Origin of the sequence: Diplocloster modestus, from assembly GCF_019042245.1 — a bacterium.
Classification (GTDB): domain Bacteria; phylum Bacillota; class Clostridia; order Lachnospirales; family Lachnospiraceae; genus Diplocloster; species Diplocloster modestus.
Map to the genome: position 1 here is coordinate 595,485 of NZ_JAHQCX010000001.1, position 14,810 is coordinate 610,294.

Annotated in this window: 14 protein-coding genes; 11 read left to right on the forward strand and 3 right to left on the reverse strand. The window is 47.4% G+C overall.

The window, feature by feature from the left end:
• The first annotated feature begins 8 nt into the window (after nucleotides 1–8).
• The gene (locus tag KTH90_RS02655) at nucleotides 9–737 is read left to right on the forward strand and encodes a hypothetical protein (RefSeq protein ID WP_158352588.1); all 729 of its coding nucleotides are present in this window, start codon (nucleotides 9–11) and stop codon (nucleotides 735–737) included.
• Between the two features lie 123 nt (nucleotides 738–860).
• Nucleotides 861–1,754: a DMT family transporter gene (locus tag KTH90_RS02660; protein ID WP_158352587.1), complete on the forward strand. Its 894-nt coding sequence runs from the start codon at nucleotides 861–863 to the stop codon at nucleotides 1,752–1,754.
• Here KTH90_RS02660 and KTH90_RS02665 read toward each other — a convergent pair.
• A complete protein-coding gene (locus KTH90_RS02665) occupies nucleotides 1,671–4,394 on the reverse strand; it encodes a cation-translocating P-type ATPase (RefSeq protein ID WP_158352586.1) in 2,724 nt (907 codons plus the stop codon). The two genes, KTH90_RS02660 and KTH90_RS02665, sit on opposite strands and share 84 nt — an antisense overlap.
• Before the next feature lie 83 nt (nucleotides 4,395–4,477).
• Here KTH90_RS02665 and KTH90_RS02670 point away from each other — a divergent pair, with 83 nt between their 5' ends.
• From KTH90_RS02670 to KTH90_RS02690, 5 genes are all read left to right on the forward strand, one after another.
• On the forward strand, nucleotides 4,478–4,723 hold the full coding sequence (locus tag KTH90_RS02670) for a hypothetical protein (RefSeq protein WP_238726207.1): 246 nt from the start codon (nucleotides 4,478–4,480) through the stop codon (nucleotides 4,721–4,723).
• 40 nt (nucleotides 4,724–4,763) lie between these two features.
• Nucleotides 4,764–5,555: a ParA family protein gene (locus KTH90_RS02675; RefSeq protein ID WP_158352585.1), complete on the forward strand. Its 792-nt coding sequence runs from the start codon at nucleotides 4,764–4,766 to the stop codon at nucleotides 5,553–5,555.
• Nucleotides 5,542–5,973: a hypothetical protein gene (locus KTH90_RS02680; protein WP_238726208.1), complete on the forward strand. Its 432-nt coding sequence runs from the start codon at nucleotides 5,542–5,544 to the stop codon at nucleotides 5,971–5,973. Before KTH90_RS02675 ends, KTH90_RS02680 begins: the two co-directional genes overlap by 14 nt.
• A gap of 268 nt (nucleotides 5,974–6,241) precedes the next feature.
• Nucleotides 6,242–6,706, forward strand: coding sequence for a hypothetical protein (locus KTH90_RS02685; protein WP_158352584.1), 465 nt, complete (start codon nucleotides 6,242–6,244; stop codon nucleotides 6,704–6,706).
• A 130-nt stretch (nucleotides 6,707–6,836) separates the two neighbouring features.
• Nucleotides 6,837–7,982, forward strand: a complete 1,146-nt coding sequence (locus KTH90_RS02690) for a 1-propanol dehydrogenase PduQ (protein ID WP_158352583.1) — start codon at nucleotides 6,837–6,839, stop codon at nucleotides 7,980–7,982.
• A gap of 141 nt (nucleotides 7,983–8,123) precedes the next feature.
• Here the strand turns inward: KTH90_RS02690 and KTH90_RS02695 are convergent, their stop codons facing one another.
• Nucleotides 8,124–8,507, reverse strand: coding sequence for a hypothetical protein (locus tag KTH90_RS02695; protein ID WP_158352582.1), 384 nt, complete (start codon nucleotides 8,505–8,507; stop codon nucleotides 8,124–8,126).
• A gap of 349 nt (nucleotides 8,508–8,856) precedes the next feature.
• On the opposite strand from KTH90_RS02695, the gene KTH90_RS02700 reads away from it, so the two are divergent.
• From KTH90_RS02700 to malQ, 4 genes are all read left to right on the forward strand, one after another.
• Nucleotides 8,857–10,239 (forward strand): ABC transporter substrate-binding protein, encoded by a 1,383-nt coding sequence (locus KTH90_RS02700; RefSeq protein ID WP_158352758.1) that lies wholly within the window; start codon nucleotides 8,857–8,859, stop codon nucleotides 10,237–10,239.
• 127 nt (nucleotides 10,240–10,366) lie between these two features.
• On the forward strand, nucleotides 10,367–11,212 hold the full coding sequence (locus KTH90_RS02705) for a carbohydrate ABC transporter permease (protein WP_158352581.1): 846 nt from the start codon (nucleotides 10,367–10,369) through the stop codon (nucleotides 11,210–11,212).
• Nucleotides 11,212–12,045 (forward strand): carbohydrate ABC transporter permease, encoded by an 834-nt coding sequence (locus tag KTH90_RS02710; RefSeq protein WP_158352580.1) that lies wholly within the window; start codon nucleotides 11,212–11,214, stop codon nucleotides 12,043–12,045. The genes KTH90_RS02705 and KTH90_RS02710 overlap by 1 nt, the downstream gene beginning before the upstream one ends.
• 31 nt (nucleotides 12,046–12,076) lie before the next feature.
• Nucleotides 12,077–13,558, forward strand: coding sequence for a 4-alpha-glucanotransferase (gene malQ, locus KTH90_RS02715; protein ID WP_158352579.1), 1,482 nt, complete (start codon nucleotides 12,077–12,079; stop codon nucleotides 13,556–13,558).
• Nucleotides 13,559–13,613: 55 nt separating this feature from the next.
• On the opposite strand, the gene KTH90_RS02720 is transcribed toward malQ, so the two are convergent.
• Nucleotides 13,614–14,786 (reverse strand): ROK family protein, encoded by a 1,173-nt coding sequence (locus KTH90_RS02720; protein WP_158352578.1) that lies wholly within the window; start codon nucleotides 14,784–14,786, stop codon nucleotides 13,614–13,616.
• Between the last annotated feature and the right edge of the window lie 24 nt (nucleotides 14,787–14,810).

A 14,810-nucleotide genomic window follows, 5' to 3' on the forward strand; every position in this document is an offset into this window, starting at 1 on the left:
AGGAATGTATGTTTATGCCGAAGGAAACGATAGAGAAAACAAAGCTGGACGATGATGCTTTGTTATATCAGAAACGGGATGAAAAGAAAGACAGGGAAAAGTTCAAGGAGCTGGACGGAAAGGGAAAATTACAGTTTTTTAGAGATTACTATCTGCTCAAAGTGGTCATTGTGGTGATAGCGGCAGTTCTTCTCGGTTCGGTGATTTATACGGTGGTGAAGCCGAAACCGGAAGCGGCTCTTAATGTGGCGGTAGTCAATGATCAGTGGGAAGAACAGGCCCTGGAAGATTTTAAGACCAGCCTGCAGGACTATCTGGGGCTGGATGCCAGTAAGAATACCATAGAGGTCATGGATGCGCTGTGGCTCAATGATGACGGCTCCGATATGGCGACCCGGACGAAGCTGATGGTCAATATCTCCGCTGGAATGGTAGATGTGATGATCGCGGACCAGGAACAGTTTTTGAGCTACGCACAACAGGGACTGTTCGTGGATCTTACTGAGGAACTGCCGGCGGACCTGTATCAGAAACTGAATGGACAGATACTGACCAGCGGTGTGATAGAAGAAGAGGGGCAGGAGCCAACAGGAGAGTACAGCGTCGGTATTTCACTGGAGAACAGTCAGCTATACGGTTCTTTGACTAATCAGACGGAACCGATGTATATCGGAATCACGACCAGCACGAAGAATATGGAAGATGCTGTAAAAACGCTTCAGTATCTTTTCCAGTAACGCCAGATCATTTTGATCCGCCGCAGGGGACTGTTGTGAAAGGGAATTTGCCGGGAGCATTCCTTTTACAGCGTCCCCTTTGCTATGTCTTTGCAGCGCATCGAGGAAAAAATGAGGGAGAGAATGGAAAAACTTAAGATAGAGAATGAGAAAAAAACACAGATACTCGGCCATACATTGGCCTGTCTCACGATAATTGTATGGGGAAGCACCTTTATCGCTTCCAAAATTATGCTGGCCTACTTTACGCCGGCCCAGATTATGGTCATGCGCTTCGGGATGGCATATGTGGTTCTGGCACTGCTCAGCAGAAAATTTGAAAAACCAAAAAGTCTGAAAGACGAACTGGGAATTGCCGGTTTGGCCGTGATGGGAAGCACGCTTTATTTTTTGTGTGAAAATGTGGCCCTGACTTACACGCTCACATCAAACGTCAGTATCATTCTGGCCGCGGCGCCGATCTTCACAGCCGTACTGGCCCACATTATGACCAAGGATGAGAAGCTTAAGAAGTCCGCCTGGGGCGGGGCGCTGATCGCATTAGCCGGAGTAATGCTGGTAGTGTTTAACGGGACCTTTGTGTTAAAATTGAATCCGTTGGGCGATCTGCTGACCGTACTGGCGGCTCTGTGCTGGGCCGTCTATTCCGTGAATCTGAAAGCATATGTGCACCGTTATGATAATCTGGTACTGACAAGAAAAATCATGCTCTATGGATTCCTCACTACGTTGCCGGTGGTAATCGTCCAGGGCGGTGAATTCAACCTGCCGGCGCTGGCCTACCCGGATGTGCTGGTGAGCCTGCTGTTCCTGGGATTGCTGGGCAGCGCGGCAGGTTATGTGACATGGAATGTGGCAGTGAAGTCGATCGGAATCATTAAGACGAATAATTATATCTATTTGAATCCATTTGTAACGATGGTTGCGGCCTGGTTAATTCTGGGTGAAAAAGTTTCCTACATGGGATTCGCCGGTGCCGTTCTGATCATCGGCGGAGTGTTTCTTGCGGACCGATAAGTACGTAGGTATCAGCATGATTTCGTGGGCCCACAGCGGCAGGGATGCCAGGCACAGCAGGCGGCCCCATTCTCCGTGGGATAGTTTCGCAGTGCCGAACATGGTCACCAGGGAGGGAATCTCTGTTACGGAGAACTGCAGCAGAAAACCGAGGACGAAGGAAAGGATCATCAGTTTGTTGTTGAACAGTCCGATCTTGAATACAGATTCCTCCACATTGCGCATACCGATCGCATGGAAGAGCTGGGAAAGGCCCAGCACGGTAAAAGCATAGGTCTGTGCTCTGGCCAGCAGATCCGGGACTGCCAGAACCGTCATGATATTCGTCATAGTAAATTCCGCATGGTTGACCTGAAGGTAGACATAGGGAATCGTCATAAAGGCAACCAGGCTGATCAGAGCAATCAGTGTACCGTAAAATAGGGTGCAGAACAGCCCGCCGTGGGCGAAGAGATTCTCCTTCGGATTCCGGGGCGGCCGGGACATCAGCAGTTTCTTATCGTTTTCGTCCACACCGAGAGCCAGAGCGGGCAGTGAGTCTGTGATCAGATTGATCCACAGGATATGACTGGCTTTCAGCGGACTGGGCAGTCCGATCAGGATGGATAAAAACATTGTAATGATCTCTCCGAAATTGGAGGAGAGCAAAAACAGTATAGATTTCTTTATATTTTCATAAATCCCCCGGCCTTCGGAGATCGCCTTTTCAATCGTGGCGAAATTATCGTCCGTCAGGATCAGGTCGGAGGCGTTCTTGGCCACATCTGTGCCGTTCATTCCCATGGCGATTCCAATATCCGCTGTCTTCAGGGAGGGCGCGTCGTTTACGCCGTCTCCCGTCATTGCCACGATATTGCCCAGAGATTTAAACGCTTTGACAATCCGCACTTTATGTTCCGAAGATACCCTGGCGAAGACAGTTATATTCTTAATCTTGGAAGGCAGTTCCGCTTCCGGAATCTTATCCAGCTCCGCGCCTTCCATGCACTGTTTGGGCTGATCGGCGATTCCGATATCCCTGGCAATCGCATAGGCTGTGTTGACATGATCACCGGTGATCATCACCGTGCGCACCGAAGCATGCCGGAACTGTTGTACCGCGTCGTAGACTTCTGGCCGTACCGGATCAATCATTCCGACCAAGCCGACAAAAGTCATGCCCTTTTCCACAAGAGATGTACTGTCCCGGCGCATAGCGAGAGCCAGTACCCGCAGGGCATCCGCCGACATATGATTCATAGCGGAAAGGATTTCTTTTCGGTGTCCGGCTGTCAGGGGCACCGATTTTCCATGCAGAAGAATATGAGTACAGCGCTCCAGAATTACATCTCCGGCTCCTTTGGTAAAGGAGATGGTGGTGCCGGAGCTGCGGTGCATGGTCGTCATCATTTTTCGGGAGGAATCAAAAGGAAGTTCATTCATCCGCGGCATTCGGTGCTCCAGCACGGGTTTGGATTTATGGCATTTGATTCCCATCTCGACCAGGGCCAGTTCGGTGGGATCTCCGATCCGTCTGGAATCTTCCACTGTGGCATCGCTGCAGAGAACCAGCCCTTCCACCAGATAGCGGTATTTCTCATCGTCCAATTCTTCCGTCGTATGAAATTCCAGATTTACAAAGCTTCGAACCACCGTCATTTTATTCTGAGTCAGAGTCCCGGTCTTGTCCGAGCAGACGATGCTCACTGCGCCAAGTGTTTCCACCGATGGGAGCCGCCGGACGATCGTATGTACTTTTACCATACGTGACACACTGAGAGCCAGTACGATGGTGACAATGGCAGGGAGTCCCTCTGGAACTGCTGCTACCGCCAGAGAGATCGCCGTAAGCAGCATATCGAAAATATTCCGGTGCTGCAGTATAGCGATGCCGAATAACGCCACGCACAGGAATACCGCCACGATACTGAGTAGTTTACCCAGATCAGCCAGCCGTTTCTGCAGCGGGGTGGGCTCATTATGGGTGCGGGATATCATACCCGCGATCCGGCCGATCTCCGTGTGCATTCCGGTTGCGGTGACTAAGCCGCTGCCTCTTCCATATACGATGCTGGTGGACATATAGGCCATATTTCTGCGGTCGCCCAGAGGAAGTTCTTTGGAGGCCAGAAAGCCGGAATCTTTCTCTATGGGATGTGACTCACCGGTGAGAGCGGATTCTTCGATCTTCAGACTGGCGGAGGAGATGAGACGCAGGTCTGCGGGAATCTGCCGTCCGGCTTCCAGGATCACCAGATCACCCGGCACCAATTCCTCAGACGGGATCTCATAGGTCTGTCCCTCTCTTTTTACCAGAGCGGTCGGGCTTGTCAGCTTTTTCAGCGCATCCAGCGCCTTTTGCGCCTTTCCCTCCTGGATGACACCGACAATGGAATTCAGCAGGATTACAGCCATAATGATCGTAGTATCTCCGAATTCCCGAAGCAGCATGGAGACGCCCGCTGCAACAAAGAGAACGAAAATCAGAGGTTCGTTCAGCTGCTCCAGAAACATCTGGGCAGAGGATTTCGGCTTTTCCTCCGCCAATGCGTTTTTACCATATTCCTGTAGTCTGGCCGCCGCCTCCACTTCTGTCAGCCCGGCGGAGGTATTGGCTCTCAGATCTTTTGTAAGTTCCGGTATTGGTTTCCTTTCGAACATCGTTCCACACTCCTTTTCCTTATGCACTAATGTATGCGGACAGGTTGTGGATTATGTCCTCGCTTTTGGAGGGTATTCCGGCGTTGGGGAATCAAAGTGGCAGGTCAGAGGGATTCGTCTGGCAGTTTATTTTCGTGGCCGGTATGCCGGTTATCGGCGAGAAGTTACATATGGCGTTTTTACAGGTTCCGTGGCTTGGCAGGGAAGAGACGGCGTTTTGGGGCACTGGTTATCGTGTTTGTCTGGCAGAAGCTGGGGTATGTGATGGTCATTATGACATTCTCCGTCGGATCCAATTCCAAGAATCCCTATTGAAAATAATCCCTTAAGGAAGTATAATTTTTACATACAATGTGAAGGAGACCGGCTATGGGAGATACGAAAGTATTATGCTTTGCCAATAATAAGGGCGGAAGCGGTAAGTCCACCACCTGTTCGAATGTTGGATTCGGGTTGACAAAACTGGGATATAAGGTGCTGCTGGTGGATGGGGATATGCAGATGAACCTGACGCTTTCCTTTTTTACGGAGGAGGAGGCTTTGGGGTTCGCCAGTGGGAACCAGAACCTGTATCATGCGATTCGGAATCAGAATGATCTGGAGCACTATGTGCAGCATACCCGTTATGAAGGGCTGGATTTGATCCCTTCTTCCACACTGATGAGCGGGATCGAATATGAGTTGTTTACAAAATGGCAGAGGGAATATATTTTGAAGAAGTGTCTGCGGACAGTACTGGATTCAGGGAAATATGATTATATTCTTATTGATGCGCCGCCGACTCTGGGCGGATGGGTTATGAATATCCTAGCCGCTTCGCATTTTTTGATCATACCGGTGGAGGCCAGCCCCTGGGGATTATTTGGACTGGCTAACATGTTTGAGTTTTTAAGTGAGGTAAAGGAGATCACTCCGGACCTGAGACTGATGGGAATTGCGGTAACAAAGGTGGATACCAGAAAGAACTATTTTAAGCAGACGTTGGAAACACTGCAGGAAATGGATGATGTCCACTTATTTGATACATATATCCGGGTGGACAGCTCGATCGAATGGGCGCAGGATAACAGTCAGCCTGTGATAGCTTTTAAGCAGAGCAGCAGAAGTGCACAGGAGTATATGGAACTAACGAAGGAGGTAGTGAAAATTGCCAGTAGGTAAAGGAAGTATTCAAAGGGCGAATCAGATCGCAAAAGAACAGGATCTGAAAACGGAAGAAAAAGTGGTCGAAAAGCCGGAAGGGAGCGACGTGGAAGTGGCTAAAGCAGAGGTGAGCGAAAAAGAAACTGCCGTTTCGGATAAAAAAGAGGGAACAGCGGTAAAAACCGTGGCAAAGGCAGCGGAAACAGCTGCGAAAGCGGCAGCCAAGCCGGTGGAAACAGCTGGGAAAGCAGCAGCCAAACCGGCAGCTAAGAAGCCCGCGGCGAAAAAACCTGCCGCGAAAAAACCGGCTGCAGCAAAGGAAAAAGTTGAAACCGCAGTCACTCAGCCGGCAGAGAAGAAGTCCGATAATATTCATGAGAAAAAATTTGAAGTTATCTCAAATCTCAGATGTGATTTGCCGACTTATCTTCTTTAATGATTAAATTATAGAGTATAAAAAACTGTGTTGCGTTAGACGTGATACAGTTTTTTTGTCTATTGTTCTCACGAATGAATGATTTACCTGGTGGACGCCTTATTGCATTGCTGAAGTAGAGCCGCAAGAGATAACAGTCACCATAGTAGGATATCATTATCCCAGAAAGCTGTTTCTGTTTCTAAGAGAGCGTTATGGTGCTGAGATTAAAGAAACATATCCAGGTATTTATTATATTCATGGCTTTTTGTTCCCACTTCAGGTGTTGGTGACAAGAGAACTATCAAAAGAGGAAAATATCTGGCTTAGCCGGCTGCATAGTGATCTGCAGCTGCATGAGGATATTGAGCCGCTGGCAAAAGCCTATAAAGGGATGGAAAAGAACCCGCTGTACGCAGCTGCGATGGACCTGATCGTACGGGCGAACTGGAAAAAGTATCAGGAGGGAAAAGAAATGTGTGAAGCACTGCGCGAACTATTCGCGGATGAATTGTCCGAGAGAGAAAACCAGGGAATCGGTAAAGGTATAGAAAAAGGTATAGCACAGGGAATAGAAAAAGGAAAGATAGACGATATTCTGGAATTACTGGCAGAGCTTGGGCCAGTTCCAGATAGGCTGCGCAAAAAAATTACCTCTCAGTCTGATTGCGATATCTTAACCAAATGGTTGAAACTTGCGGCAAAGTCGTCGAGCATTGAAGATTTTACCAACAATATGACTCAAGCTAAGTGATTTATGGCTTATTTCGATGCTTGTGGATTTCTGTTGTTTTTTGTGGAATTGATCTTGATAAATCGGACAAAGAATGTTATAATATTCACAATGCAACGAAAATGCTTATTTCTGGGAAGGAAGAGAAAACATGAAGAGTTTTGATATCAAGACAAAAATCTATTTTGGTGAGAACTCCCTGGACAGACTGGTTGATATTCCTTATAAAAAAGTTATGATTATTACCGATCCGTTTGTGGTGCAGAGCGGAATGATCAAATTGATTACGTATCGTCTGGACAGCGGCGATATAGAGTTTGATATTTTTAAAGACGTGGTACCGGATCCCCCTATCGAGAAAATCGTGACGGGCGTTCAGGCTGTCGTTGGGTACAAGCCTCAGGCGCTGATCGCAGTAGGCGGCGGTTCTGCCATCGACTCCGCTAAGGCGATTAAGGATTTTGCCTTAAAGACAGGAGAATTGGATGAACTGGCGCTGATCGCGGTTCCTACCACCAGTGGGACAGGCTCGGAAGTAACTTCTTTTTCAGTAATTACGGACACACAGAGCCATGTAAAATACCCGCTGGTCGCTGAATCGCTGATCCCTACCGAAGCGATTCTGGATGCGGAACTGGTTCGCAGTGTTCCACCGGCGGTTACGGCAGATACCGGCATGGATGTATTTACCCATGCATTGGAAGCTTATGTGAGTATCAATAATAATGAGTTTTCGGCAGCTTTGGCCGAGAAAGCTATTGAAATATGCGGGGTATTCCTGTTAAGAGCTTTTCTGGACGGCAATGATACCCATGCAAGGCAGAAGATGCATGTCGCCTCCTGTCTTGCCGGTCTGGCGTTTAATTCCGCGTCCCTTGGTCTGAATCACGGTATGGCACATCAGCTGGGAGCGAATTTCCATGTTCCGCATGGCCGGGCCAATGCTATGCTGCTGCCTCACATTATTGAATTTAACAGTGATATTAATATCCACAGCCGCAGCAGAAAGGATTATCTGCCGCAGGTAAAAAAATATGTGAATATTGCTAAAATTCTGGGACTTCAGAACTTTAACACCATCACCACCGTCCGGGCACTGGTAAACTGGGTGCAGTTCATGCTGAAGGAAATGGATATTCCGTTATCCATGTCCCAGTACGGCAAATGTACGGAAGAGGAGTATATGTCAAAGATCAGCATCATGGCAGAAGCTGCGCTGGCAGACAGCTGTACCGCTACAAACCCCCGGATCCCTAATAAAGCGGATGTCATGGATATCTATCGTAATCTCTGGTAAATAGACTTACATACTGAAGCCGTAATGGCAATCACGATCTGTTAAGCATAAGAAAATGAAAGAGGAGTCAACAGACATAGCTGTACAGGCTATGGATGTTGACTCCTGTTTATATAGACAAAACTACCATTACATACTGGATTACTCGGTTCTGGATATCAACTGACAGTATACAAATACATTTTCAATCTTTTTCGCCTCACTGCCAAAATAAGGATTAATGACCGGCTGGCTCTCAGAAGGCATAATATAGAGCCGGAATATCAGACCATCCTGCCCTACCTCCATCTGCTGTGCATTCGTATATTCGAATTGCTTCTTTTCCACATGCAGATAGGTGTATATGATGTTTTCAATATTTGTGTTTTCGAAGCAGCATATCATATCCTCTTCCCGGTGCAGATCCATGATCGCTTTGACCTCGCCGAAAGTCAGATTGACCACGCGGTATGAACCCTGAGAGATCGCAGAAGGCAGCGATTTGTCATCCAATAAAAATAGAGGATGTTTTAGAGTGCTTGTCATAAGAATTCCCCCTTTTATTATATAAGAATAAAATATTATCTTTCTAAATTCAGTATAATATAAAAAAGTTGGATACACAACAATTGTTATTTTTTAAACTGGAATGTTATTTTTTAAACCAGCTTGTTATTTTTTTGACCACATAATTTTGATTATTAAGAAGAATCAATGAATTATGTACTGCAAGTTTGTTTATAAAATTTACATCGCAGGCGGATGTTAAGCAAAATAAAAACAGAAAATGTGGATAAGATGGAAAAATTTTTCTCATACTATAAGCGAATACAAGCTTATGTAAGAAAGAGAGGGCATCTTTGTGAAAAGGTTAAAAAAATTGACGGTTGTCACAATGCTGATTGCGGTACTGGCAGGCACTCTGACTGCCTGCAGTAAAGAAAAGAAACCGGAAAACGGGCAGCAGAATACAAATCAAAATGATACAGCACAGAATAATACCAATACGGACAATAACCAGGCAGCAAATGGAAAAGGCCGTGTATATTATCTGAATTTTAAGCCCGAGGTTGCGGATGTCTGGGAAAAGATAGCTGCAGAATACACCAAAGAGACCGGCGTATCGGTCAAGGTGGTTACTGCAGCCAGCGGAGAATATGAAAAGACCTTAAAGTCTGAAATGGCAAAGAAAGAAGCGCCCACCCTGTTCCATATCAATGGGCCGGTCGGATATCAGACCTGGAAAGATTACACCATGGATTTGAAAGATACCAATCTGTACAGCTGGCTGAATACTCCGGATCTGGCCATATCGGAAGGCGGAGGAGTTTACGGAGTACCATTTGTTGTAGAGGGCTATGGTATTATCTATAACGACGATATCATGCAAAAATATTTTGCACTGAGTGACAAGGCAGTAGATGTAACCGGTGTGGATCAGATCAATAATTTCACAACTCTAAAAGCCGTCGCCGAGGATATGACGGCGAAAAAAGATCAGTTGGGAATTAAAGGTGTATTTGCCTCCACTTCATTTTCCGCAGGAAATGACTGGAGATGGCAGACCCATCTGATGAACCTTCCGATGTATTATGAATTTAAAGACAGCGGTAACAAAAACCCGGACACCATTGAGTTTTCTTACAACGAGAATTTTAAAAATATATTTGACCTGTATTTGAACAATTCTCCGACTGCTCCGGAAGCACTGGGAAGCAAATCCGTGGATGACTCCATGGGCGAATTCGCCCGGGGAGAGGCAGCTATGGTACAAAATGGAAACTGGGGCTGGAGTGAGGTACAGAAAGCGGAAGGCAATACGGTAAAAGAAGAAAACATCAAGTTCCTGCCCATCTATATCGGTGTGGAGGGAGAAGAAAAACAGGGACTTTGTATCGGAACGGAAAATTTCTTAAGTGTAAACAGCCAGGTGTCGGCAGACGATCAAAAGGCTTCCATCGATTTTATGGAATGGGTGTTCAGCTCTGATAAGGGAAAAGAATTTGTGGCGAAAGACCTGGGCTTTATCACTCCATTCAGCACCTTTGAGGATGCGGAAAAACCGGTGGATCCTCTGGCAAAGGAAGTGGACCGCTATATGAAGAATGGGGATCTGTATACGGTAACCTGGGATTTTACCGCCTTCCCCAGCCAGGAATTCAAAAACATGCTGGGCGCGGATCTGCTTTCTTACGCGCAGGGCAATCTGAAATGGGAAGAGCTGGTTACGAATACCACCCGGAACTGGGCGGATGAAAAGGAAATGTCAGCTCAATAAAAGCCGTCTGTCAGGCGGGGTATTCAAAAGAGAAAATGTCGAGAAGGGTGAGTACCGATGGAAGAATGCTCACCCTTTTTCCGAGCATCCATACAAACAGACCTATAAAGAAAAGGAGAAGTAATTTATGCAGAAAACGTATAAAAAATACTTTCCGGTATTTGCCCTGCCGACACTGATCGCTTTTGCTATTGCATTTTTGGTTCCGTTCCTCATGGGCATATATTTATCATTCTGTAAATTCACTACGGTGACTAACGCAAAATGGGTAGGAATCGCCAATTACACCCGCGCGTTCTCCAACCGGGATTTCCCCAACGCTCTATGGTTTACGGTCAAATTTACGGTGATTTCCGTAATCCTTATCAATATTCTTGCCTTTCTGCTGGCTTTGCTGCTGACCAGGAAAGTAAAGGGGACCAATGTGTTCCGCACGATCTTCTTCATGCCGAACCTGATCGGCGGCATCGTACTGGGTTATATCTGGCAGCTGATCATTAACTCCGTACTCCTATCGACAGTCGGTGCGGATATCACGGCCAGGGCAGGCTACGGCTTCTGGGGGCTGGTGGTTCTGATGTGCTGGCAGATGATCGGTTATATGATGATCATCTATATCGCGGGAATTCAAAATGTGGCACCGGAGCTGATCGAAGCCGCCCAGATCGATGGCGCCACCAGATGGCAGGTCCTCACCAAGGTGACCATCCCCATGGTCATGCCGTCTGTTACGATCTGCCTGTTCCTGACCATATCCAATTCCTTCAAGCTTTTTGACCAGAACCTGTCGCTGACGGCGGGGCTGCCTGGGAAGCAGACCCAGATGATGGCGTTAGACATCTTTAACACGTTCTATGGCAGAAACGGATGGGAAGGGGTCGGACAGGCGAAAGCCGTGATTTTCTTTATTATCGTAGGAATTATCACTTTCTCCCAGCTTTGGCTGACCAGACGAAAGGAGGTTGAGGGCTGATGGAAAAAAAGCAGTCTGGAAATACTATATTATTTCTATTCCTTTTGCTTCTGTCGGCGGTTTTTTTGGCGCCGATCCTGATGGTGCTCATGAATTCCTTTAAAGGAAAGCTGTATATCAGCGACGCTCCGTTTCAGCTGCCTTCGGCAGCATCCTTTGCCGGTTTATCGAATTATTTTCAGGGTGTGGAGAAAAGTGGATTTTTTTCGGCTTTTGGATACTCCCTGTTTATCACCGTTTTCTCGGTAGCTGCCATCGTATTACTGACTTCCATGACTGGATGGTGGCTGACACGGGTTAAGGGCAGATTTACAGGAGGCTTGTATTACCTGTTTGTATTTTCCATGGTAGTACCGTTTCAGATGGTCATGTTTACCATGAGTAAGCTGGCTAATATGCTGTATCTGGATAATCCTGCCGGTATGATTGTGCTGTATGTGGGATTCGGTGCGGGTCTGTCTGTGTTTATGTTCTGCGGGTTTGTAAAATCCATACCCATCGACATCGAGGAAGCGGCGATGATCGACGGCTGTAATCCGATCCAGACTTTTTTCCGGGTGGTGCTCCCCATCATGAAACCCACGGCTATCACGGTGGCGATCTTAAATACGATGTGGATCTGGAACGATTATCTGCTGCCCTATCTGGTTATCGGGTCGGACTATAAGACGATACCGGTAGCAGTCCAGTATCTGCGGGGAGGCTATGGGTCCGTCGATATGGGACATATGATGGCCGTGCTGGTTCTTGCAATAATTCCTATAATTATCTTTTATATTTTTTGTCAAAAGTATATAATTGAAGGAGTGGTCGCAGGAGCGGTCAAAGGCTGAAGGAAAGCCATAATCATAAGGAGGATATACAATGAGAGCGAATGGAATATTACTGCCGGTTTCCAGCCTGCCCTCCAGATATGGAATCGGCTCGTTTTCCAAAAGTGCCTATGAATTCATTGATTTTCTGAGAGACGCGGGACAGGCATACTGGCAGATTCTGCCCCTGGGCCCTACGGGATATGGGGACTCCCCGTATCAGTCTTTTTCCACGTTTGCTGGAAACCCATATTTTATTGACCTGGATGAGCTGATCGTGCAGGGGCTTCTCACCCGGGAAGAGTGTGAGGCCTGTGATTTCGGAGACAACCCGGTCTATATCGATTATGAAAAGATCTATCTGTCCCGATTCCGGATTCTGCGGCGGGCTTTCGAAAGAAGCCATATCCAGCAAAATCCAGATTTTCAGAAATTCTGCCAGGATCAGGCCCTGTGGCTGGAAGATTACAGCCTGTACCGGGCGGTAAAGGATTCCTGCGGCGGTGTCAGCTGGATCGAATGGCCGGAAGGCATCCGTCTGAGAAAACAGGAGGCTCTGGCCGATTACGAAAAAAATTATGCGCAGGAAATCGATTTTCAGAAATATCAGCAGTATCTGTTCTGGACTCAGTGGAAAAAATTGAAAAATTATGCCAATGCAAACGGCATCCAAATCGTCGGTGACCTTCCGATCTATGTGGCCTTTGACAGTGCCGACAGCTGGGCCAACACAGACCTGTTCCAGTTCGATCTGGAGCTGAAACCCATAGCGGTGGCCGGCTGTCCGCCGGATGGATTCTCCGCAACCGGACAGCTCTGGGGAAATCCGCTCTACGACTGGGAATACCACAGGCAGACCGGCTTTGTCTGGTGGATGAAACGAATCGCTCACTGCTTCCAGCTATACGACATGGTCCGGATCGACCATTTCCGTGGCTTTGATGAATATTACTCCATTCCCTACGGCGAAAAAACCGCAGTGAACGGAACCTGGAAACCAGGCCCGGGTCTGACATTATTTGAGACTTTGCAAAGAGAGATGGGGGATCTGAACATCATAGCTGAAGATCTGGGGTATTTGACCGACTCCGTCCGTAAGCTTTTAAAAGATACCGGTTATCCCGGCATGAAGGTCCTGGAATTCGCCTTTGATTCGCGGGAAGAGAGTGACTACCTGCCCCATAATTACACCAAAAATTGCGTTGTGTATACTGGGACCCACGATAACAACACCGTTCAGGGATGGTACGATGAACTGTCAGACCACGACCGGGAATTCTCAGCCAGATATGTTGATAACAAAGATCATACCAGAGGACGCATCCACTGGGATTTCATTCGTCTGGCCATGGGAAGCGTAGCAAAGTTGTGTATGATCCCGATCCAGGATTTCCTGGGACTTGGAAGCGAGGCCCGGATAAATACGCCATCTACGTTGGGAGATAATTGGAAGTGGAGACTTACCGATGGGCAGCTGACTGTGGAATTGGCCCGGGAGGTCCGTGAGTTGACCTGGCTGTATGGGAGGGGATAGGGGAAGGCAAGCCAGTCTCCCCGCCTGCGCAGCAGGATTGCAGGATTTATAAAACTTAAACCGTAATCTTCCCTGTAAACAGCTGATCCAGGACGATACAGACAGATCCGTAAAGGGCACTGTTGTCCTCGAAGCGGGTCTTAAAGATCCGGATCGTGCGGTTGTTTTTGAAGATGCTGATCTGATTGACCGTGTAGGCGATGGAGGCCAGGATTTCATCGGGAAGATAGAAGGCTGAGTGGCCGAAAACCAGGGTGCTGATATCTATGATATTGATCAGGTTGTTCAGCGCATAGGCTAACTGCTCGGAGACGTTCTCAAGGATGCTGTATGCCTTGGGAGAAGTCTTGCAATATTCCATGGCTTCCCGGAAAACGGTAAATTCTGTTCCGCAGGCCTCGTTAATTTTGGAAAGGATCACAGGTACACTGGCGTACAGTTCCAGACAACCCCGGCTACCGCAGTTGCACTTGGGACCGTCGAAGTTAATCGTGGTATGGCCCAGCTCCCCGCAGGAACCAGTGAGATTGTTCACCAGCTGCCGATTGGACACGATGGCGGAGGCAATCCCATTTGCCAGTCCGATATAGAGAAAATTCTCTTTTTCCTGACCGATGCCGTAGTACATTTCACACAGAGCGGCGGCCTGCATGTCGTTTTTTACGAAAACAGGAACCGGAAGGCGGGATTGTAAATATCCCAGGATGTCCAGCTCTTTGATATCGAAGAAATTGGTTACGTTTTTAATGATACCGTGGATTGTGTCCACGACACCGATCGTGGAGATCCCTATCCCCAGGATCGGTCTTTCGCTCAGGTGAAGCAGATGATCCGCCAGATGCCAGATCTTTTGCAGAATCGTATCCGGAGTTTCATCCGGCTGAAATTCCTCCCGCTTAGCAGCGATCAGTTTAAGGCTGAAATCACTCAGAATTCCGAATAAAAAATCCTTGGAAACCCAAATCCCGGCAACTAACGGGGAGTGTGGAGAGATGGTCAGATACTTCGGATTCCGTCCCACATTTTTAACGTCATTTTCCATATCAGACTCAACAATTATTTTCTGCTGCAGTAATTCCGATGTTATGTTGGTCAGGGTCATAGAGGTCAGTTTCGATGCTTTGGCCAGATTATTTCTGGTAGTCTTGCTGCTGGTCGAAATCAGTTGCAAGATCAAAGCACGATTAAATTCCTTAACACCGATAAGATTTAATCCTGACTTTTTCATAAACAAATACTCCTGATTAGTAAA

Bases quoted from the DNA above. Each gene is read 5' to 3' on its own strand.
- KTH90_RS02655 (WP_158352588.1), top strand. From the start codon at position 9: ATGTTTATGCCGAAGGAAACGATAGAGAAAACAAAGCTGGACGATGAT.
- KTH90_RS02660 (WP_158352587.1), top strand. From the start codon at position 861: ATGGAAAAACTTAAGATAGAGAATGAGAAAAAAACACAGATACTCGGC.
- KTH90_RS02665 (WP_158352586.1), bottom strand. From the start codon at position 4,394: ATGTTCGAAAGGAAACCAATACCGGAACTTACAAAAGATCTGAGAGCC.
- KTH90_RS02675 (WP_158352585.1), top strand. From the start codon at position 4,764: ATGGGAGATACGAAAGTATTATGCTTTGCCAATAATAAGGGCGGAAGC.
- KTH90_RS02690 (WP_158352583.1), top strand. From the start codon at position 6,837: ATGAAGAGTTTTGATATCAAGACAAAAATCTATTTTGGTGAGAACTCC.
- KTH90_RS02695 (WP_158352582.1), bottom strand. From the start codon at position 8,507: ATGACAAGCACTCTAAAACATCCTCTATTTTTATTGGATGACAAATCG.
- KTH90_RS02700 (WP_158352758.1), top strand. From the start codon at position 8,857: ATGCTGATTGCGGTACTGGCAGGCACTCTGACTGCCTGCAGTAAAGAA.
- KTH90_RS02705 (WP_158352581.1), top strand. From the start codon at position 10,367: ATGCAGAAAACGTATAAAAAATACTTTCCGGTATTTGCCCTGCCGACA.
- KTH90_RS02710 (WP_158352580.1), top strand. From the start codon at position 11,212: ATGGAAAAAAAGCAGTCTGGAAATACTATATTATTTCTATTCCTTTTG.
- malQ (WP_158352579.1), top strand. From the start codon at position 12,077: ATGAGAGCGAATGGAATATTACTGCCGGTTTCCAGCCTGCCCTCCAGA.
- KTH90_RS02720 (WP_158352578.1), bottom strand. From the start codon at position 14,786: ATGAAAAAGTCAGGATTAAATCTTATCGGTGTTAAGGAATTTAATCGT.